The organism is Pseudoxanthomonas sp. CF385, from assembly GCF_900104255.1.
Lineage (GTDB): Bacteria > Pseudomonadota > Gammaproteobacteria > Xanthomonadales > Xanthomonadaceae > Pseudoxanthomonas_A.
The window spans coordinates 1,229,129-1,246,422 of record NZ_FNKZ01000001.1 but is presented as its reverse complement, the minus strand read 5'-3'; the positions used below and the strand labels follow the sequence as shown (position 1 = coordinate 1,246,422).

Below are 17,294 nucleotides of genomic sequence, written 5' to 3'. Positions count from 1 at the left end.
TTCCCCTCCCTGACCGGCTTCCTCTCTCCCCCGGCGCATGCCGCTCCTGCAAACGCCTGCCCCCCTTTCCCCGATTTCCTCCACGGAGACGTTCGCCATGCTGGACGCCAATCTGAAGACGCAGCTCACCGCCTACATGGAAAAGGCCGTGCGCCCCATCCACATCACCGCCCATCTCGACGACAGCGCCGGTTCCGCCGAGCTGCAGGCGTTGTTGAAGGATCTGCAGGACGTCTCCGACAAGATCACTGTCACCGAGCAGCGTGGTGGCGAACGCACGCCGTCGTTCGCGCTGACCTCGCCGGGCCACGACATCCACCTGGCCTTCGCCGGCCTGCCGATGGGCCACGAATTCACCTCGCTCGTGCTGGCGCTGCTGCAGGTCGGCGGCCATCCGTCGAAGCTGGCGCAGGACGTGATCGAACAGATCCGCACGCTGGACGGCGAGTACCGCTTCGAAACCTATTTCTCGCTGTCGTGCCAGAACTGCCCGGACGTGGTGCAGGCGCTGAACCTGATGGCGGTGCTGAACCCGAAGATCCAGCACGTCGCCATCGACGGTGCGCTGTTCCAGCAGGAAGTCGAGCAGCGCGAAGTCATGTCGGTGCCGACGATCTTCCTCAACGGCGAAGTGTTCGGCGCGGGCCGCATGGGCGTGGAAGAGATCGTCGCCAAGCTGGACACCAATGCGGGCAAGCGCGAGGCCGAGAAGATCAAGGCCAAGGTCCCGTACGACGTGCTCGTCGTCGGTGGCGGCCCCGCCGGCGCTGCGGCCGCGATCTACGCCGCGCGCAAGGGCATCCGCACCGGCGTGGCGGCCGAACGCTTCGGCGGCCAGGTGCTGGACACCATGGCCATCGAGAACTTCATCTCCGTGCCGTACACCGAAGGTCCGAAGCTCGCCGCGGCCCTGGAGCAGCACGTCAAGGACTACCAGGTCGACGTGATGAACCTGCAGCGCGCGGAGAAGCTTGTTCCCGCCGGCCAGGACGGCCTGGTGGAAGTGCAGCTCGCCAACGGCGCCTCGCTGAAGTCGAAGACGGTGATCCTGTCCACGGGTGCGCGCTGGCGGCAGATGAACGTGCCCGGCGAGAACGACTACCGCAACAAGGGCGTGGCCTACTGCCCGCACTGCGACGGCCCGCTGTTCAAGGGCAAGCGCGTGGCGGTGATCGGCGGCGGCAACTCCGGCGTGGAAGCGGCGATCGACCTCGCCGGCATCGTGGCCCACGTCACCCTGATCGAGTTCGACGGCCAGTTGCGTGCGGACGACGTCCTGCAGCGCAAGCTGCGCAGCCTGCCGAACGTGCGCATCGTCACCAGCGCGCAGACGACGGAAGTGCTGGGCGACGGCAGCAAGGTCAACGGTCTGGTCTACAAGGACCGTACCGGCGGCGATACGCACCGCGTCGAGCTCGAAGGCATCTTCGTGCAGATCGGCCTGCTGCCGAACACCGAGTGGCTGAAGGGCGTCGTCGCGCTGAGCCCGCGCGGCGAGATCATCGTCGACGACCGCGGCCAGACCAGCGTGCCGGGCGTGTTCGCGGCCGGCGACGCCACCACCGTGCCGTACAAGCAGATCGTCATCGCCATGGGCGAAGGCTCGAAGGCCGCACTCAGCGCCTTCGACCACCTGATCCGCACGTCGGCACCGGTGGAAGCGGCGGACGCAGTCGCGGCATGATGTGCCGTGCGGGCGGCGTTGCCGCCCGCCCCGCGGTTCCTTGAGGGAGGGTTCCGATGAATCTGCGCGACCTGAAGTACCTGGTGGCCCTGGCGGACCACAAGCATTTCGGCCGGGCCGCGGCGGCGTGCTACGTCAGCCAGCCCACGCTCTCCACCCAGATCAAGAAGCTGGAGGACGAACTGGGCGTGCCGCTGGTCGAGCGCGCGCCGCGCAAGGTCATGCTGACGCCGGCCGGGCGCGATGCCGCCGACCGCGCGCGCCGCATCGTCGCGGAAGTCGAGCAGATGAAGGAAGCCGCCCGCCGCAGCCAGGATCCCGAGGCGGGCACGGTGCGACTGGGCATCTTCCCCACGCTGGGCCCCTACCTGCTGCCGCACGTGGTGCCGCGTATCCGCACCCGCTTCCCCGATCTGGAACTGCTGCTGGTCGAGGAGAAGAGCGACGTGCTGCTCTCGCGGTTGCGCGAAGGCAAGCTCGACGCCGGCCTGCTGGCCTTGCCGGTGGCCGACGACCAGCTGCACACCGAATTCCTGTTCGAGGAACCTTTCGTCCTCGCCGTGCCGGAATCGCATGCGCTCGCGCGGCGCGACTCGCTGGCCCTGGCCGAACTCGCCGACCAGCGCCTACTGCTGTTGGAGGATGGCCATTGCCTGCGCGAGCAGGCACTCGACGTCTGCCGGCTGTCCGGAGCGAACGAGAAGTCCGAGTTCCGCGCGACCAGCCTGGAAACCCTGCGCCAGATGGTCGCCGCCGACGTCGGCATCACCCTGCTGCCGACCCTGGCGGTGAAGCCGCCCGTGGCGCGTTCGGAGAACATCCACCTGCTCGGTTTCAGCGATTCGCACCCGAGCCGGCAGATCGCGATGGTGTGGCGCAAGAGTTCGGCGATGAGCGATTTCCTGCTGCAGTTGGCGCACGTGTTCCGCGAACTGCCGGCCGGCCTGCTGGAACCGGACACCGGTGGCGCGCAGCCCCCGGCCGGGCGCCCCACGCCGCGCGCCCGCGCGGCTTGAACCCCGCCGCCTTCCGGGCTACGGTAAGGCGGCAAACAGGATACCGATGGGCGGCGCGGCGACGCGTCGCCCGTTTCCTTTTGCGCGATCCCAAAACAACCGAGACCACCGATGAACCACACCCGCACCAGCGGCCTGCCGCCCTCGCTTCCCCCGCTCGTCGTCTCCAGCCGCGACCTCTCGCGCCTGGAGGCCCTGCTCGATACGCCCGTGCTGCGCCGGCATCCGGCCGCACTCGCCCTGATCGACGAACTGAACCGCGCCGACGTGCGCGCGCCGGACCGGATGCCGGACAACGTGGTGACGATGCACTCGCGCGTGGAATGCGAGGACGAACTCACCGGCGAACACCATCGCCTGACCCTGGTGTATCCCCACGAGGCGAACGTCGAAACCGGACGCGTCTCGGTACTGGCGCCGGTCGGCAGCGCCCTGCTCGGCCTGGCCATCGGCCAGACCATCGACTGGCACGCACCCGGCAACCGGCCGCTGCGCCTGCGCGTGACCGCGATCGACTACCAGCCCGAAGCCCGCGGCGACCTGCACCGCTGAGCGGGCAACGCCCGCTATCGCGTCAATCCACGAAAAGTACGCTCCCGCGGCCGGGCCTGCCCCCGCGGGACAGGGCATACTTGTCGCCCGTTTCCCCGCCTTTTCGACGCCCATGTCCGACACCTCCCCCACCAAGCTGCAGCAACTCCGCGAACTCTCCGTCGTCGTCGCCGATACCGGCGATTACGACGCCATCAAGCGCCTCAAGCCGGTGGATTGCACCACCAATCCCACCCTGGTGAAGAAGGCGCTGGATCTGCCGGTATATGCCGACCTGATCGAAGAGCAGCTCGCCTGGGCGCGTGCGCAGGGCGGCGGCGAGGCGCGGGTGGACGAGGTCGTCGACCGCCTGACCGTGGGCGTCGGCGCGAAGCTGGCCGGCCTGATCCCCGGCCGCGTCTCCACCGAGGTCGACGCCGACCAGGCCTACGACACCGCCGCCACCGTGGCCAAGGCCCGCAAGTTCGTGCAGATGTACGCCGACCAGGGCATCGGTCGCGACCGCATCCTGATCAAGGTCGCCTCCACCTGGGAAGGCGTGGAAGCCGCGCGCGTGTTGCAGGCCGAAGGCATCGACTGCAACCTCACCCTGATCTTCAATCCGACCCAGGCGATCGCCTGCGCCGAAGCCGGCGCGTTCCTGATTTCCCCGTTCGTGGGCCGCATCCTCGACTGGTATGTGGCTAATGGTCAGGCACCGGCGAACATAGATGAGGATCCGGGCGTGGTGTTCGTGCGTGGCGTGTACGCCGAGTTCAAGCGCCGCGGCTCGCCCACCGTGGTGATGGGCGCTTCGTTCCGTTCGACCGCGCAGATCGAGGCGCTGGCCGGTTGCGACCGCCTGACCATCTCGCCGGACCTGCTGGAGAAACTGGACCAGGAAACGGGCGACCTGCCACGCACATTGTCGCCCGGTGCCGCCGAGCCGGTGACCGCCGCACCGGTGACGGCCGAGCACTTCGCCGCCGCGATCGAGGCCGACCCGATGGCGAAGGAAAAGCTCGCCGCCGGCATCGATGCGTTCGCCAAGGACCTGGCCGCCCTGCGCGCGACCATCCGCGAGAAGCTCACCGCGTGAGCCTGCGGACCCTGCTGGTCATCGGCATCCTGGTATGCCTGGCGGGTTGGTGGTTCTCCGAAAAACGCGTGGGACCGAAAGCCCCCGCGTCGGCCGGTGACCTGACGCTCGCCTGCCCGCTGCCGCCCCGCGTGGCGTCAGGCGAGCCGCCGCTGCAGACGGACGTGCCCGGCGGCCTGGCGCCCTTCGCCCTCGACGCCGCCACGCTGACGCCGCTCGCCGGCTTCAGCGTGGAAGCGCGCGTGCTGTCGCGGGAGAACTATCGCAGCGGCCGCGAGTCGGACCTGTCGCCGACCGACCTGGCGCTCGGCTGGGCGCGCATGACGGAAGACGCGGTGATCGATGCGCTGGACATCAGCCAGTCCTCGCGCTGGTACCACTACCGCTGGAGCGACCAGCCACCGCTGCCGCCGAACGAGATCGCCGGCAGCAGCGCCAACATGCACATGATCCCCGGCAACGATGCCGTCGCGCAGGCGCTGGCCGACGTGCGCAAGGGCGAGCGCGTGCGCATCGATGGCTGGCTGGTGGAAGCGAACGCGCGGGACGGCTGGCGCTGGCGCAGTTCGACCAGCCGTACCGATACCGGCGGCGGTGCCTGCGAGGTCGTCTACGTCTGCGGCGTCACCCGGCAGTAAGACCGGCCGTCAGGCATCGAGCCCGATCGGGCAGCTCACGCCGGTACCGCCCAGGCCGCAGTAGCCGTTAGGATTCTTCGCCAGGTACTGCTGGTGGTAGTCCTCGGCGTAGTAGAACGCCGGCGCCGGATACACCACTTCGGTGGTGATGTCGCCGTAGCCGGCGGCGCGCAGCGTCTGCCGGTAGGCCTGCAGGCTGGCCTCGGCAGCCGCCTGCTGCTCGGGCGTGTGGCAATGGATGCCCGAACGGTACTGGGTGCCCACGTCGTTGCCCTGGCGCATGCCCTGGGTGGGGTCGTGGCTCTCCCAGAACACCTGCAACAGGCGTTCGAACGAGACCTGCGCCGGGTCGTAGACCACCTTCACCACTTCGTTGTGGCCGGTCTGCCCCGAGCACACCTCTTCGTAGGTCGCATTCGGCGTGCCGCCGCCCGCGTAGCCCACGGCCGTGGTGAACACGCCCGGCAACGTCCAGAACTTGCGTTCCGCGCCCCAGAAGCAGCCCAGGCCGAACTCGACCTGCTGCAGGCCCTCGAACGCGTCGCGCAGCGGGTGTCCGTTGACGAAATGGGTGTTGTGCAACGGCAGCGGCGCGGTGCGGCCCGGCAACATGTCTTCCGCGCGCGGCATGCGCTGCTTGTAGGCTCCGATACCCAGCATGGCGAACCTCGTGTGTCGGTGGAAAGCGGATCAGGCCGGCAGGATGCCCAGGCCTTCGTCGTCGCCTTCCAAGATGGGGCCATCCCCGCCGGAATCCAGTCCCAGCGCCTGTACCACGCCCTGCGCGTCGGCGAACGCCGTATCGGGTACGCAGACCCGCAGCACGCCGAACAGCGGCAGTTCGCCCATGCCGCCCAGCAGCGACTCGCCGAACACGAATGCGGGGATCTCCGCCTCCTCCAGTGCGTGCTTCACCAGATGGGCGTCGAACAGGTTGTCGGCCAGGTAGACCACGCGCATGGATACGTCCTCCACGGCCAGCCTACACCCGCTCAGCCGGGGAACGGCCTGCGCAGGGCCTCGGTGGCCGGTACCGATTCAGGCTCGACCGCCGCCGCTTCGCGCCAGGCGCGCAGCGCGGGCAGCGCGAACAGCGCCTGCATGTAGCGGCGCGCGGTGTCGTCCACGTCCACGCCGTAGCCGTCGAAGCGCACCGCGACCGGCGCATACATCGCATCGACGATGCCGAAGTCGCCGAACAGGAAGTCGCCGTCGCCGCCATGCGCAGCACGCAGTTCGCGCCACAGCGCCTGGATGCGGTCGATGTCGCGCTGGGCGGCGGCGTCCCAGCGGTAAGCGTCCGGCGTGCGCCGGCTGTTCATCGGCAGCTGCGTGCGCAGCGCGACGAAGCCCGAATGCATCTCCGCCGCCGCGGCGCGGGCCAGCGCGCGCATCGCCCGGTCCGCGGGCCAGCCGCGCCCATCCAGCCAGCGCTCGTTGGCGTATTCGCAGATGGCGAGCGAATCCCACACGTGGACATTGCCATCGTGCAGGGCGGGCACCTTGCCGGTCGGGGAATGGCGCCGGACCTCGTCGGCGAACTGCGGCGTGTCCAGCGGCAGGCGGATCTCCTCGATCTCGACGCCGAAATGCCGGAGCAGCAGCCACGGACGCAACGACCAGGACGAGTAGTTCTTGTTGCCGATGACGAGCGTCGGAAGGCTCATGCGGGGGACCGGGTACGCGAGGGCCGTTCAGGATAGACCAGCCGGGGCGCCAGACCGGCTAAACTGGCGTTTTTCCACGCCTCTCCACCCCGATGTCCGACGCTGCCACCTCCTCCGTCCCTCCCTCTGACGATGCCGCCCCGGGAAAGCGGGACTTCATCCGCCAGATCGTGCGCGAGGACCTGGCCAGCGGCCGCCACACCGCGGTGAAGACGCGCTTCCCGCCGGAGCCCAACGGCTACCTGCATATCGGCCACGCCAAGGCGATCTGCCTGGACTTCGGCATCGCCGGCGAGTTCGGCGGCGTCTGCAACCTACGCCTGGACGACACCAATCCGGCCAAGGAAGACCCGGAGTACGTGCGCGCCATCCAGGACGACGTGCGCTGGCTGGGCTTCGACTGGCACGACCTGCGCCATGCCTCGGACTATTTCGAGGTGCTGTACCTGGCGGGCGAGAAGCTGATCCGCCAGGGCGATGCGTTCGTCTGCGACCTCACTGCCGAGCAGGTGCGCGAGTACCGCGGCACGCTGACCGAGCCCGGCCGCAATTCGCCGTACCGCGACCGCAGCGTCGAGGAGAACCTGGACCTGTTCCGCCGCATGCGCGCGGGCGAGTTCCCCGACGGCGCGCGCACGCTGCGCGCGAAGATCGACATGGCCAGCGGCAACATCAACCTGCGCGACCCGGCGCTGTACCGCATCAAGCACGTCGAGCACCAGAACACTGGCAACGACTGGCCGATCTACCCGATGTACGACTACGCGCACTCGCTGAGCGACGCGGTGGAAGGCATCACCCATTCGCTGTGCACGCTGGAGTTCGAAGACCACCGCCCGCTGTACGACTGGTGCGTCGACAAGGTGGACCTGGCCGGCTCGCCGGACCTGATCGCGCCGCTGCTGGCCAAGGGCCTGCCGAAGGAAGCGAGCAAGCCGCGCCAGATCGAGTTCTCGCGCCTGAACTTCAACTACCTGGTGATGAGCAAGCGCAAGCTGCTCGCGATGGTGGAAGACAAGCTCGTCGACGGCTGGGACGACCCGCGCATGCCGACGCTGCAGGGCATCCGCCGTCGCGGCTACACGCCGTCCGCGCTGCGCCTGATGGTGGACCGCGTGGGCATCAGCAAGCAGAACTCGCTGCTGGACATCTCCATCCTGGAAGGCGCACTGCGCGAAGACCTGGATGCCGCCGCCCCGCGCCGCATGGCCGTCATCGACCCGGTGAAGCTGGTGCTGGCGAACCTGCCGGAAGGCCACGAGGAGACGTTGACGTTCTCCAACCACCCGAAGGACGAATCCTTCGGCCAGCGCCGCGTGCCGTTCTCGCGCGAGCTGTGGATCGAGCGCGAGGACTTCGAGGAGGTGCCGCCGAAGGGCTTCAAGCGCCTGACCACGGGCGGCGAAGTGCGCCTGCGCGGCGCCGGCATCGTGCGCTGCGATGAAGTGATCAAGAACGACGCCGGCGAGATCGTCGAGCTGCGCGGCTGGCTGGACCCGGAATCCCGCCCGGGCATGGCCGGCGCCGAACGCAAGATCAAGGGCACCATCCACTGGGTCAGCGCGCAGCATGCAGTCGAAGCGGAGGTACGCCTGTACGACCGCCTCTTCACCGTCCCGAACCCGGATGACGACGCCGAAGGCAAGACCTACCGCGATTATCTGAACCCCGATTCGCGCCGTACGACCACCGGCTACGTGGAGCCGGCCGCGGCCGACGCCGCACCGGAACAGTCGTTCCAGTTCGAGCGGATCGGTTACTTCGTCACCGACCGCTACGACCATGCGGCCGCGCGTCCGGTGTTCAACCGCAGCGTCACCCTGCGCGACACCTGGGCGACGAAGGCCTGAACCGGCCGGCCCGCGTCGGCGGCTTCACCGGTCCTTGAGGCGGCCGGCGGCAGGCTGGCGTTTCATGTCCATCCCGGAAAGGAGTTCGCCATGCCCCGCACCACCCTGCGCCTGCCGTTCGCCCTGTCGCTGATGCTGATCGCCCTCTTCGCGCTCGCGGGCTGCGCGGCCGCCGCATCGTCCGGTGGTGGTGCCGAGCCGCCCGCGGCATCCACGCCGGCGCCCAGGCCGACGGGCGGCACGCTGCCGCCGCGCCAGGCCGGCGCGATCACGGTCGACTACGCGTGCGGCAGCAACGCCGATTGCGCGGTGAAGGACGTCGGCAACTGCTGCGGCAGCATGCCGGCCTGCGTCAACAAGAACAGCCCGACCGATCCGCAGGGCGTGCGCGCGCAGTGCGCCGCCAGCGGCATGGCCGGCATCTGCGGCTTCGCCGAAGTGACCGCCTGCCAATGCGTGAGCGGCCGCTGCGAAGCCGAAGCCCCTTCTTCTCCGCAACCTGTCGCCCGTTGATGCTCTACCAGCAGATCCACCTGACCCTGCCCGCCTGGACCCACGACCTCGTCGACCTGGCCGCTTCCTACACCCGCGACGAAGCCAAGGTCGCGCTCGCCATCGACCTCTCGCGCCGCAACGTGGATGCGGCCACGGGCGGCCCGTTCGGCGCGGTGGTGTTCGGGCCCGACCACCGCGTGATCGCCATCGGCGTGAACCGCGTGATGCCGCATACGTGCTCGCTGGCGCACGCGGAGAACATGGCCTACATGCTGGCGCAGCAACGCCTGCAGACGCCGCGGCTCAACGACCGCATGGCACCGGTGACCCTCGCCACGTCCTCGCAGCCCTGTTGCCAGTGCTACGGCGCCACGGTGTGGGCCGGCATCGATCGCCTGCTGATCGGTGCGCGCGCGGAAGACGTGATGGAACTGACGGAATTCGACGAAGGCCCGCTGCCGGCGGACTGGGTGGGCGAGCTGAACAAGCGCGGCATCGAGGTCGTCCGCGACCTGTGCCGCGACGATGCGCGCGCCGTGCTCAAGCACTACGGCGAGATGGGCGGCGACCGCTACTGAGCGGACGGCGACGCCGCGCTTCGTGTCGCGGCGCCCGCGCGGCTACACTGTCCCCATGTCATCGACGACCGGCCTGCTGGCCTACTGCCGCCAGGGATTCGAACCCGAACTCGCCGCCGAGCTGAGCGCCCGCGCGGCGCATGCGGGTGTCGCCGGATACGCGCGCGCGCAGCGCAACGACGGGTACGTGCTATTCGCGTGCGAGGACGCCGTCGCGCTGGACCGGGCGCTGCCGTGGCGCGACCTGGTCTTCGCGCGGCAGAAGCTGCGTGTGCTGGCGGAACTCCGCGGCATCGACCCGAAGGACCGCATCACGCCCCTCCTCGCCGCCCTAGCCGGAAGCGGCCGCTACGGCGACCTGTGGGTGGAGCATCCCGACTCGGATACCGCCAAGCCGCTGGCCGGGCTCGCGCGCAGCTTCGGCAATGCGCTGCGGCCGGTGCTGCGCAAGCAGGGCTTCCTGAGCGAGAAGGAGGACACCCGGCTGCCACGGCTGCACGTGGTGTTCGTCCAGGGCGACCATCTGTTCCTGTGCGTCGCCGACACGCGCGACAGCGCGCCCTGGCCGCTCGGCATCCCGCGCCTCAAGCTGCTGCCCGATGCGCCATCGCGCTCGGCGCTGAAGCTCGAGGAAGCCTTCCTCTCGCTGCTCGACGACCGCCAGCGCGAAGCGCTGCTGAAACCCGGCATGACGGCGGCCGACCTGGGCGCGGCGCCCGGTGGGTGGACCTGGGTGCTCACCCGCCACCACCTGCGCGTGACCAGCGTGGACAACGGTCCGTTGCGCGAACACGTATTGGCTACCGGACTGGTGGAGCACCTGCGCGCCGACGGGTTCCATTGGAAGCCGCCGCAGGCGCTGGACTGGATGGTCTGCGACATGGTGGAACAACCGCGCCGCGTGGCCGAGCGCATGGCGCAGTGGTTCCGCGAAGGCTGGTGCCGGCACGCGGTGTTCAATCTCAAGCTGCCGATGAAGAAGCGCTGGGACGAAACGACGCTGTGCCTGGACCTGTTCGCCGAGCAAGCCGGGCGGCCGCTGGAGATCCGGGCACGGCAGCTGTACCACGACCGCGAAGAGATCACCGTGTTCGCCACGCCCGGCTGAGGCCGCGGTCCACGCGCAGCACGCCAGCCGAGGGGAAACGGATGACGTCACGAGGCATCGGATACGGGATCGCAGGCGCCTTCGTCCTGCTCGCGGGCTGCGCGCATGTCGCGGCCCATCCAACCGCACCCGACGACGTGCCGTACGTCGCGCGCGACGTCGTCGGCGACGGCGTCTTCAGCGCAGGCATCGAGGGACCGGCCTGGGGACCCGACGGCGCGCTGTACGCCGTCAGCTTCGGCCGCGACGGCACCATCGGGCGGGTGACGTTCGACGCCGACGGCAACGGCAGCGCATCGCTGTTCGCCACGCTGCCCGCCGGCAGCACGGGCAACGGCATCCGCTTCGCGGCCGATGGCGGCATGCTCATCGCCGACTACAGCGGCCACCACGTGCTGCGCATCGCGCCGGGTGCGCGCGCGGCGGAGGTGTTCGCGCGCATGCCGCAGGCGAACCAGCCCAACGACCTCGCGCTGGCGCCGGACGGCACGCTCTACGCCAGCGATCCGAACTGGGCCGACAGCACCGGCCAGCTGTGGCGCATCGACCGGAGCGGCGCGCCGCATCTGCTCGAATCCGGTATGGGCACCACCAACGGCGTGGAGGTGAGCCCGGACGGCAAGCGCCTCTACGTCAACGAGAGCGTGCAGCGCAGGGTGTGGGTCTACGACGTCCGCGACGACGGTGGCATCGACAACAAGCGGCGGCTGATCGCTTTCGCCGACCACGGACTGGACGGCATGCGCACGGATGTGAAGGGCAACCTCTATATCGCGCGTTACGGCGCCGGCGTGGTCGCGATCGTCTCGCCCGACGGCATCGTGCTGCGCGAGGTGGCGCTGAAAGGTCGCAAACCCACCAACGTGGCTTTCGGCGGACCGGACGGCCGCACGGTCTACGTCACCCTGCAGGACCGCGGCGCCATCGAGGCCTTCCGCACCGAACATCCGGGCCGCGAAGCCGGCCTGTGACCGGCGGCACTGCGGGTCTCAGGCGCTGACACCCCGGCGTGGCAAGATGCCTCCCTGACAAGGAGACCGCGATGCTGCCGATCGAACTCAAGGACCCTGCCGGCTTCGGCAACGAGTTCCTGCGACTGACGCTCCTGCAGGGGTTCCAGTCGCTGACCAAGCGCGACCTGGAACTGCTGATCTTCGTGCTGCTGGAGCGCGATGGCGCACTCGGCCGCGACGAATCCAACTTCACGGTCGCCGGCAAGCTGCGGGTCACGCCGGCCAAGGTCAAGGCACTGCGTCGCGACGGCTACGCCCGCTGGCGCGCGCTGGTGCCGGAAGAGCGCGACGCCGCCCTGCAACGCATCGCCGCCACCGTGCTGACCGAAACCAACCTGAAGGCCGGTGCGAAGCATGTCAGCGAGCGCAGCCGCAAGGACGGCTTCCTCGCCATCCGCATCGAGCATCCGGACGACCACCAGCAGTTCGAGCAGGCCATCCTCGATGTCGGCGCACTGCCGGTATACGAGCGCAACCGGGACGTCGTCGCGGTCCGCTTCGACACGCTGCTCGCCATCGCCGAGCGCTGGGGCTACCTGCAGCCGGATCCCGCGGCCGTCGTGGCGGAGCTGAAGAAGCTGACCCCCACCGCCGAGGAAGTGGCCGACCTGCTCAAGAAGGACGTCAGCAAGCTGCGTTGGCAGGACGCGCGCAATGCGCTCAACAGCCTGGGCGCGAAAGCCGTCGCCAGCACCGCCGAGGGCGGGTTGAAGGGCCTGCTGAAGATCGTGTTCCCCTTCCTCCCGGGCTGAGCCCGTTCACGCCCCGGCGATGTCGACCCGCGCCCCACCCGCGCGCGCGGACGCGAAGATCGCATCCAGAGCGCGCATGTCGCGCAGGCCTTCCTCGCCGGGCACGCGCGGTGCGCGGCGTTCGAGGATGGCCCGCGCATCGGCATCCATCTGCCGTGCCTGCTGGGCGGGCGTGGTACCGATGACCGCATCGAAGCGGCGGCCATCGCTGGCTTCGCCGCGAACGCCCTCGTAGGCCTGGAACGGCGACAGTTCATACCAGCCCTGCGCGCATTCGGCGCGCAGCACGTTCATGTTGCGGCCGAAGCTGGTGGCGCACTCCGCCACCACACCGTCGGGGAATTCGAGCCGGAAGCGCATCGTCTCGTCGATACCGCGGAAGATGTCCGGCCGGTGGATTTCCTGCGTAGCCGTGACAGCGATCGGTTCGACGCCGGTGGTGTAGCGCGCCGCATTCAACGCATACACGCCCATGTCGTACATCGCGCCGCCGCCCCGCGCCGCATCCAGTCGCCAGTTGTCGCCGCTCGCCCCGTCGAACCCGCGGAAGCCGGCTTCGGCACGAATACGCTGCAGGCGTCCGAACGGCCGGGTCTTCGCCAGCGCCATCACCGCCTGCGTATTGGGTTCGTGCTGCATGCGGTAGCCGATCGTGAGCTGCACGCGATGGCGACGGCAGGCATCGATCATCGCCTGCGCCTCCTCCGCGTCCATGGCCATCGGCTTCTCGCACCACACGTGCTTGCCGGCGGCGGCCGCGCGCAGGGTGAACGGCTTGTGCAGGTGGTTCGGCAGCACGACATAGACCACGTCGATGTCGGGGTTGTCGGCGATGCGGTCGAAGCCGTCGTAGTCGTAGACGTTGCGGTCCGGGATGCGGTATCGCCGTTGCCACTCGTCGGCCTTCGCCGGCGTGCCGGTGACGATGCCGGCCAGGCGGCAGTGCTGCGTCGCCTGCAGGGCGGGCGCGAGCAGGTCGCGGCTGTAGTAGCCCAGGCCGACCAGGGCGACGCCGAGCCTACGCGCGCCCTTGGCCTGCACACGCGGCAGCACGCCCGCGAGGCCGGCTGCGCCAAGCGCACCCAGCAGCCGTCGGCGCGCGGGATCGTGGACAGCGGTTGCGTCGTTCATCGGGCCGACCTCGGTGGGGAAGCCGAGGCTACCGCATGGGCAGGGCGGACGTCGTCAACGGGCGCGCTGGCCGGCGGCGTGGCGCCAGAAGAAATCCACCAGGGGCGGCAGCCTTCCGGCGAGGCCTAGCAACGGTCCCCGCAACAGCGTCAGGTGCATCTCATCGTTGGAGAACAGCCGATTGATGCCATCGAAGGCATGCGCGGCCGTCGCATTCTCGCTGCGCCGCTGGCGCGCCCAACGTTCCAGCCGGTGCGGCGCATCCCAGTCCGCGCGTTTGGCGACGGCGGCCCGGATGCCGTCGCGCAGCGCCGCCACGTCGCGCAGACCGAGGTTGACGCCTTGGCCCGCCAGCGGATGCACCACATGCGCGGCATCGCCGGCCACGATCACGCGGCCGGCGACATAGGCCTTCGCCAGTTGCCGTTTCAACGGGAACGCGGCGCGCGGCGATGCCGGCGTCACCTCGCCGAGGTGTCCACCCATCGCCTGGGTCAGTTCGAGGCCGAAGCGCGCATCGTCGACCGCCAGCAGGCGGGCGGCTTCGTCATCGGGCAACGTCCATACGATGGAGCTCAGGCCGTCCGCGAACGGCAGGAAGGCCAACGGCCCAGTCGGCAGGAACCGCTGCCATGCGGTGTCTTCATGCGGCCGCTCGGTGCGGACGAACGCGACCACGCCCCGCTGCGCGTAATCGCGTCCGCTGACCTCCAGGCCTGCGAGCCGGCGCAAGGTGGAATCCGCGCCATCGGCGGCCACCGCCAGGCGCGCATCCAGCCGCGTGCCGTCGTCGAGGCGCAGGACCACGCCCTCGGCGTCCTGCTCCATCGCCTCCACGCGCGCCGGGCAGCGGACGTCGACCCCCGCCGCCGGCAGCGCCGCCCACAGGCGGTCGACCAGCAGCGCGTTCTCGATGATCCAGCCCAGTTGGGTGCGGCCGAGCGCATCGGCATCGAAGCGGAGTTCGTCGCCGCCTGCCGCGTCCCAGACCCGCATGCGGCGATACGCGTGTGCGCGTGCATCGCGCACGCCAGCCCATGCCCCGGCTTCGTCGAGCAGCGCCGCGTTGTCGGGCGCGAACGCGTACACGCGCAGGTCGGGGTGTTCGCGCGACCAGCGCGGCGGTTTGCGGCCTTCGATCAGAGTGACCTTCAACCCCTCGCGGGCCAGCACCAGCGCGCAGGCGGCGCCGACCACGCCGCCGCCCACCACCGCGACATCGATCTGTCCACGCCGCTTCATGCCGCTTCTCCCCGGCAGAGTGCCGGCACGTCGCCGCGGAACCCCATCGCGCCGCCGACGAGGAACGCCTGCAACGAGGCGTTGGCATCCACCGCGGCCAGGCCAAGGCTGCGCAGCGGCCTCAGCAGTGGGGAAGGATTGGCTGTCAGTCGCGCCAGTCCGTCGGAGAAGGCCAGCGTGCGTTCGCGGTCTTCCTGCCGGCGTTCGGCGTGCGCGGCGAGGCACACGGCGTTGCCGGGATCGTCGGTGCGCGCGATTTCCTCCGCCAGGGTCAACGCATCGCGCAGCCCGAGGTTGAAGCCCTGCGCGCCGATCGGGTGGATGGTCTGCGCGGCGTTGCCCAGCAGGACCGCGCGCTCACCGACCAGGCGCTGCGCGACCACGCGCGTCATCGGATAGGCGCTGCGCTCGCCGCTCTCCAGCAGTCGGCCGATGCGCCAGCCCACGTGCTGCTGCAGGCGCCGCAACCATGCCGCTTCGTCGAGCGCGGCCACCGCTTCGGCGTCTGCGCGCTGCACGCCATGCACCACGCCCCAGTGGCGATCCCCTCGTGGCAGCAGCGCCGTGGGGCCGTCGTCGCGGAAACGCTCGTACGCCGTGCCGTCCGGCGCGCGTTCGGCACGCAGGCGGGCGACGAACAGCGTCTGTCCGTAGTCGTGCGTGTCGGCCGCGATGCCCAGGGCCTCGCGCACGCTGCTGTGGGTGCCGTCGGCGGCGACCACGAGGCGGGCACGGAGTTCGCGGGCCTGGTCGCCGATGGCGATGCGGACGATGCGATGGCCATCGGCGCTTTCGCCCAGGCCGGTGAAGCGCGCCGGCCGGTAGCGGGTCAGCCTGCGCAGGTCCTGCAGGCCGGCTTCCAATGCCTCGCCGAAATCGCGCGCCACCACCACCTGGCCGAACGTCTCGCGTCCGTAGTCGGCCGCATCGAGGCGCACGCGGCCGAAGTCGCCCTGGCGGCTGATGTGGATGCGGCGGATCGGGCCCGTCGGCGCGCGCAGGCGGGCCATGATGCCCAGCGCGGTCAACGCATTCACGGTGGCGGCGGCGAAGCTGAGGTTGCGCTGGTCGAACACGGCCGGCATCTGCCCTGCCGGTGCGGCTTCGACCAGCCCCACGTCCAGCCCCTGGCGGTCCAGGGCGATCGCCAGGCTGGCTCCCACCAGTCCTCCGCCCACGATCACTACGTCATGCCGATCTGTCATCCCGTCATGATAGCGCCCTGCCCCGCGCGCCCGGCCCGGCGGCCCGGCGCGCGCCGGCTCCGGTAGAATGCGGGGCTGAGTCTCCGGAACCGTGCCTGATGAACACCACTTCGCAACGCGCCATCGTCCTGGCGCTGGTCGCCGCCCTGCTGGTCCTCACCCGCCTCCACCTGCCCACCACGTTCGGCCATATCGGGCCGCTGCCGGATGCGAGCTGGGCGGCGTTCTTCATCGGCGGCTATTACCTGCGCAGCTGGTCGCGCTGGGCATTCCCCGTGTTCATGGCGGCCGCGGTCGCGGTCGACTATGTGGTCATCAGCGGCCAGGGCATCAACTTCTGGACGCACTACTGCGTGTCGGCGGCCTACTGGTTCCTCGTGCCGGCCTATCTGGCGATGTGGATGGGCGGCGTCCTGGTGCGTCGCTTCCAGACCCCGCGGCACGGCCGCACGCTGGCGCTGCTCGTGGGCAGCCTGCTGGTCTCGGTCACTGCGTGCCACCTGCTGAGCCAGGGCAGCTTCTACTGGCTGAGCCCGGTCGTCAGCGAACCGACCTTCGCCGGCTGGTGGAAGAACTTCACCGACTGGTACCTGCCCTACCTGCGCGTGGCCGCGATCTACGTCGGCCTGGCGGTCATCGTGCACGTGATGGTCGAGCAGGTGGTGCGCCTGGCCAAACCGCACGGCCGCACGGCGGACTGACCGGCTCCACGCGAACGATGGGCAACCGCCTCTCGAAGATCTACACCCGCACCGGCGACGACGGCAGTACCGGGTTGGGCGACGGCACGCGCGTGGGCAAGGACTCCGCGCGTGTCACCGCCTACGGCACGGTAGATGAGGCGAACTCCGCGATCGGCGTGCTGCTGGCGGTGCCCAGCGTGGCCGAGGACATACGGGCGCTGCTGACCACGGTGCAGCACCAGCTCTTCGACCTGGGCGGCGAGCTGTGCATCCCCGGCCATGCCGCGATCACCGGCGACGATGTCGACGCGCTCGAGCGCCAGCTGGACCACTACAACGACGACCTGCCGCCGCTGAAAGATTTCATCCTCCCGGCGGGCGGCGAGGCGGCGTCGCGCTGCCACCTGGCGCGCACCATCGTGCGCCGCGCCGAGCGCGAGACCGTCACCCTCGCCCGCCACGATGCCGTGCGGCCGGAGGCGATCCGCTACCTCAACCGGCTGTCCGACCTGCTGTTCGTGCTGGCCCGTGTGCTGGCCCGCGCCGACGGCCACGGCGAGGTGCTCTGGAAGCACGAGCGGCGGCACGCCCCACGCTGACCT

The 17,294-nt window shown here is 69.9% G+C and carries 19 protein-coding genes; 13 read left to right on the top strand and 6 right to left on the bottom strand.

The window, feature by feature from the left end; genetic code table 11:
- The first annotated feature begins 97 nt into the window (after positions 1 to 97).
- From ahpF to BLT45_RS05480, 5 genes are all read left to right on the top strand, one after another.
- Positions 98 to 1,684, top strand: coding sequence for an alkyl hydroperoxide reductase subunit F (ahpF, locus tag BLT45_RS05500; RefSeq protein WP_093296181.1), 1,587 nt, complete (start codon positions 98 to 100; stop codon positions 1,682 to 1,684).
- Positions 1,685 to 1,740: 56 nt separating this feature from the next.
- Positions 1,741 to 2,700, top strand: a complete 960-nt coding sequence (oxyR, locus tag BLT45_RS05495) for a DNA-binding transcriptional regulator OxyR (RefSeq protein ID WP_093296178.1) — start codon at positions 1,741 to 1,743, stop codon at positions 2,698 to 2,700.
- A 111-nt stretch (positions 2,701 to 2,811) separates the two neighbouring features.
- The gene (gene rnk, locus BLT45_RS05490; protein ID WP_093296176.1) at positions 2,812 to 3,252 is read left to right on the top strand and encodes a nucleoside diphosphate kinase regulator; all 441 of its coding nucleotides are present in this window, start codon (positions 2,812 to 2,814) and stop codon (positions 3,250 to 3,252) included.
- Between the two features lie 112 nt (positions 3,253 to 3,364).
- A complete protein-coding gene (locus BLT45_RS05485; protein WP_093296174.1) occupies positions 3,365 to 4,330 on the top strand; it encodes a transaldolase in 966 nt (321 codons plus the stop codon).
- On the top strand, positions 4,327 to 4,968 hold the full coding sequence (locus BLT45_RS05480) for a hypothetical protein (RefSeq protein WP_093296172.1): 642 nt from the start codon (positions 4,327 to 4,329) through the stop codon (positions 4,966 to 4,968). Before BLT45_RS05485 ends, BLT45_RS05480 begins: the two co-directional genes overlap by 4 nt.
- Positions 4,969 to 4,977: 9 nt before the next feature.
- Here the strand turns inward: BLT45_RS05480 and msrA are convergent, their stop codons facing one another.
- The 3 genes from msrA to BLT45_RS05465 are packed head-to-tail and all read right to left on the bottom strand — an operon-like array spanning position 4,978 to position 6,635.
- Complete coding sequence (gene msrA, locus BLT45_RS05475; protein WP_093296170.1) at positions 4,978 to 5,628, bottom strand: peptide-methionine (S)-S-oxide reductase MsrA; 651 nt, start codon at positions 5,626 to 5,628, stop codon at positions 4,978 to 4,980.
- Between the two features lie 30 nt (positions 5,629 to 5,658).
- On the bottom strand, positions 5,659 to 5,928 hold the full coding sequence (locus tag BLT45_RS05470) for a putative signal transducing protein (protein ID WP_093298580.1): 270 nt from the start codon (positions 5,926 to 5,928) through the stop codon (positions 5,659 to 5,661).
- A gap of 32 nt (positions 5,929 to 5,960) precedes the next feature.
- Entirely contained in the window at positions 5,961 to 6,635 is a 675-nt protein-coding gene (locus tag BLT45_RS05465; RefSeq protein WP_093296167.1) for a glutathione S-transferase family protein, read from the bottom strand.
- 92 nt (positions 6,636 to 6,727) lie between these two features.
- Between BLT45_RS05465 and BLT45_RS05460 the strand changes: the two genes are divergently transcribed.
- From BLT45_RS05460 to BLT45_RS05435, 6 genes are all read left to right on the top strand, one after another.
- Positions 6,728 to 8,485 (top strand): glutamine--tRNA ligase/YqeY domain fusion protein, encoded by a 1,758-nt coding sequence (locus tag BLT45_RS05460; RefSeq protein WP_093296163.1) that lies wholly within the window; start codon positions 6,728 to 6,730, stop codon positions 8,483 to 8,485.
- A 90-nt stretch (positions 8,486 to 8,575) separates the two neighbouring features.
- Positions 8,576 to 8,998, top strand: a complete 423-nt coding sequence (locus tag BLT45_RS05455; protein ID WP_093296161.1) for a hypothetical protein — start codon at positions 8,576 to 8,578, stop codon at positions 8,996 to 8,998.
- On the top strand, positions 8,998 to 9,558 hold the full coding sequence (locus BLT45_RS05450; protein ID WP_093296158.1) for a nucleoside deaminase: 561 nt from the start codon (positions 8,998 to 9,000) through the stop codon (positions 9,556 to 9,558). The genes BLT45_RS05455 and BLT45_RS05450 overlap by 1 nt, the downstream gene beginning before the upstream one ends.
- Positions 9,559 to 9,613: 55 nt before the next feature.
- On the top strand, positions 9,614 to 10,666 hold the full coding sequence (gene rlmM, locus BLT45_RS05445) for a 23S rRNA (cytidine(2498)-2'-O)-methyltransferase RlmM (protein ID WP_093296155.1): 1,053 nt from the start codon (positions 9,614 to 9,616) through the stop codon (positions 10,664 to 10,666).
- 41 nt (positions 10,667 to 10,707) lie between these two features.
- The gene (locus BLT45_RS05440; protein WP_093296152.1) at positions 10,708 to 11,637 is read left to right on the top strand and encodes an SMP-30/gluconolactonase/LRE family protein; all 930 of its coding nucleotides are present in this window, start codon (positions 10,708 to 10,710) and stop codon (positions 11,635 to 11,637) included.
- 71 nt (positions 11,638 to 11,708) lie between these two features.
- Complete coding sequence (locus tag BLT45_RS05435; RefSeq protein WP_093296149.1) at positions 11,709 to 12,431, top strand: hypothetical protein; 723 nt, start codon at positions 11,709 to 11,711, stop codon at positions 12,429 to 12,431.
- A gap of 6 nt (positions 12,432 to 12,437) precedes the next feature.
- On the opposite strand, the gene BLT45_RS05430 is transcribed toward BLT45_RS05435, so the two are convergent.
- The 3 genes from BLT45_RS05430 to ubiH are packed head-to-tail and all read right to left on the bottom strand — an operon-like array spanning position 12,438 to position 16,009.
- Positions 12,438 to 13,562 carry a Gfo/Idh/MocA family protein gene (locus BLT45_RS05430; protein WP_093296147.1) on the bottom strand — a complete coding sequence of 375 codons (1,125 nt, stop codon included), beginning with the start codon at positions 13,560 to 13,562 and terminating at the stop codon, positions 12,438 to 12,440.
- 54 nt (positions 13,563 to 13,616) lie between these two features.
- Positions 13,617 to 14,804, bottom strand: coding sequence for a UbiH/UbiF family hydroxylase (locus tag BLT45_RS05425; protein ID WP_093296144.1), 1,188 nt, complete (start codon positions 14,802 to 14,804; stop codon positions 13,617 to 13,619).
- Positions 14,801 to 16,009, bottom strand: coding sequence for a 2-octaprenyl-6-methoxyphenyl hydroxylase (gene ubiH / locus BLT45_RS05420; RefSeq protein ID WP_093296142.1), 1,209 nt, complete (start codon positions 16,007 to 16,009; stop codon positions 14,801 to 14,803). The genes BLT45_RS05425 and ubiH overlap by 4 nt, the downstream gene beginning before the upstream one ends.
- Positions 16,010 to 16,107: 98 nt before the next feature.
- On the opposite strand from ubiH, the gene BLT45_RS05415 reads away from it, so the two are divergent.
- Positions 16,108 to 16,710, top strand: coding sequence for a hypothetical protein (locus BLT45_RS05415; RefSeq protein ID WP_093296139.1), 603 nt, complete (start codon positions 16,108 to 16,110; stop codon positions 16,708 to 16,710).
- A gap of 17 nt (positions 16,711 to 16,727) precedes the next feature.
- Positions 16,728 to 17,291, top strand: a complete 564-nt coding sequence (locus BLT45_RS05410; RefSeq protein ID WP_093296136.1) for a cob(I)yrinic acid a,c-diamide adenosyltransferase — start codon at positions 16,728 to 16,730, stop codon at positions 17,289 to 17,291.
- Positions 17,292 to 17,294: the final 3 nt, after the last annotated feature.

Excerpts from the sequence above, each read along its gene's own strand:
- ahpF (WP_093296181.1), top strand. The coding sequence starts at position 98 with ATGCTGGACGCCAATCTGAAGACGCAGCTCACCGCCTACATGGAAAAG.
- oxyR (WP_093296178.1), top strand. The coding sequence starts at position 1,741 with ATGAATCTGCGCGACCTGAAGTACCTGGTGGCCCTGGCGGACCACAAG.
- rnk (WP_093296176.1), top strand. The coding sequence starts at position 2,812 with ATGAACCACACCCGCACCAGCGGCCTGCCGCCCTCGCTTCCCCCGCTC.
- BLT45_RS05485 (WP_093296174.1), top strand. The coding sequence starts at position 3,365 with ATGTCCGACACCTCCCCCACCAAGCTGCAGCAACTCCGCGAACTCTCC.
- msrA (WP_093296170.1), bottom strand. The coding sequence starts at position 5,628 with ATGCTGGGTATCGGAGCCTACAAGCAGCGCATGCCGCGCGCGGAAGAC.
- BLT45_RS05470 (WP_093298580.1), bottom strand. The coding sequence starts at position 5,928 with ATGCGCGTGGTCTACCTGGCCGACAACCTGTTCGACGCCCATCTGGTG.
- BLT45_RS05465 (WP_093296167.1), bottom strand. The coding sequence starts at position 6,635 with ATGAGCCTTCCGACGCTCGTCATCGGCAACAAGAACTACTCGTCCTGG.
- BLT45_RS05460 (WP_093296163.1), top strand. The coding sequence starts at position 6,728 with ATGTCCGACGCTGCCACCTCCTCCGTCCCTCCCTCTGACGATGCCGCC.
- BLT45_RS05455 (WP_093296161.1), top strand. The coding sequence starts at position 8,576 with ATGCCCCGCACCACCCTGCGCCTGCCGTTCGCCCTGTCGCTGATGCTG.
- BLT45_RS05450 (WP_093296158.1), top strand. The coding sequence starts at position 8,998 with ATGCTCTACCAGCAGATCCACCTGACCCTGCCCGCCTGGACCCACGAC.
- rlmM (WP_093296155.1), top strand. The coding sequence starts at position 9,614 with ATGTCATCGACGACCGGCCTGCTGGCCTACTGCCGCCAGGGATTCGAA.
- BLT45_RS05440 (WP_093296152.1), top strand. The coding sequence starts at position 10,708 with ATGACGTCACGAGGCATCGGATACGGGATCGCAGGCGCCTTCGTCCTG.
- BLT45_RS05435 (WP_093296149.1), top strand. The coding sequence starts at position 11,709 with ATGCTGCCGATCGAACTCAAGGACCCTGCCGGCTTCGGCAACGAGTTC.
- BLT45_RS05430 (WP_093296147.1), bottom strand. The coding sequence starts at position 13,562 with ATGAACGACGCAACCGCTGTCCACGATCCCGCGCGCCGACGGCTGCTG.
- BLT45_RS05425 (WP_093296144.1), bottom strand. The coding sequence starts at position 14,804 with ATGAAGCGGCGTGGACAGATCGATGTCGCGGTGGTGGGCGGCGGCGTG.
- ubiH (WP_093296142.1), bottom strand. The coding sequence starts at position 16,009 with ATGACAGATCGGCATGACGTAGTGATCGTGGGCGGAGGACTGGTGGGA.
- BLT45_RS05415 (WP_093296139.1), top strand. The coding sequence starts at position 16,108 with ATGAACACCACTTCGCAACGCGCCATCGTCCTGGCGCTGGTCGCCGCC.
- BLT45_RS05410 (WP_093296136.1), top strand. The coding sequence starts at position 16,728 with ATGGGCAACCGCCTCTCGAAGATCTACACCCGCACCGGCGACGACGGC.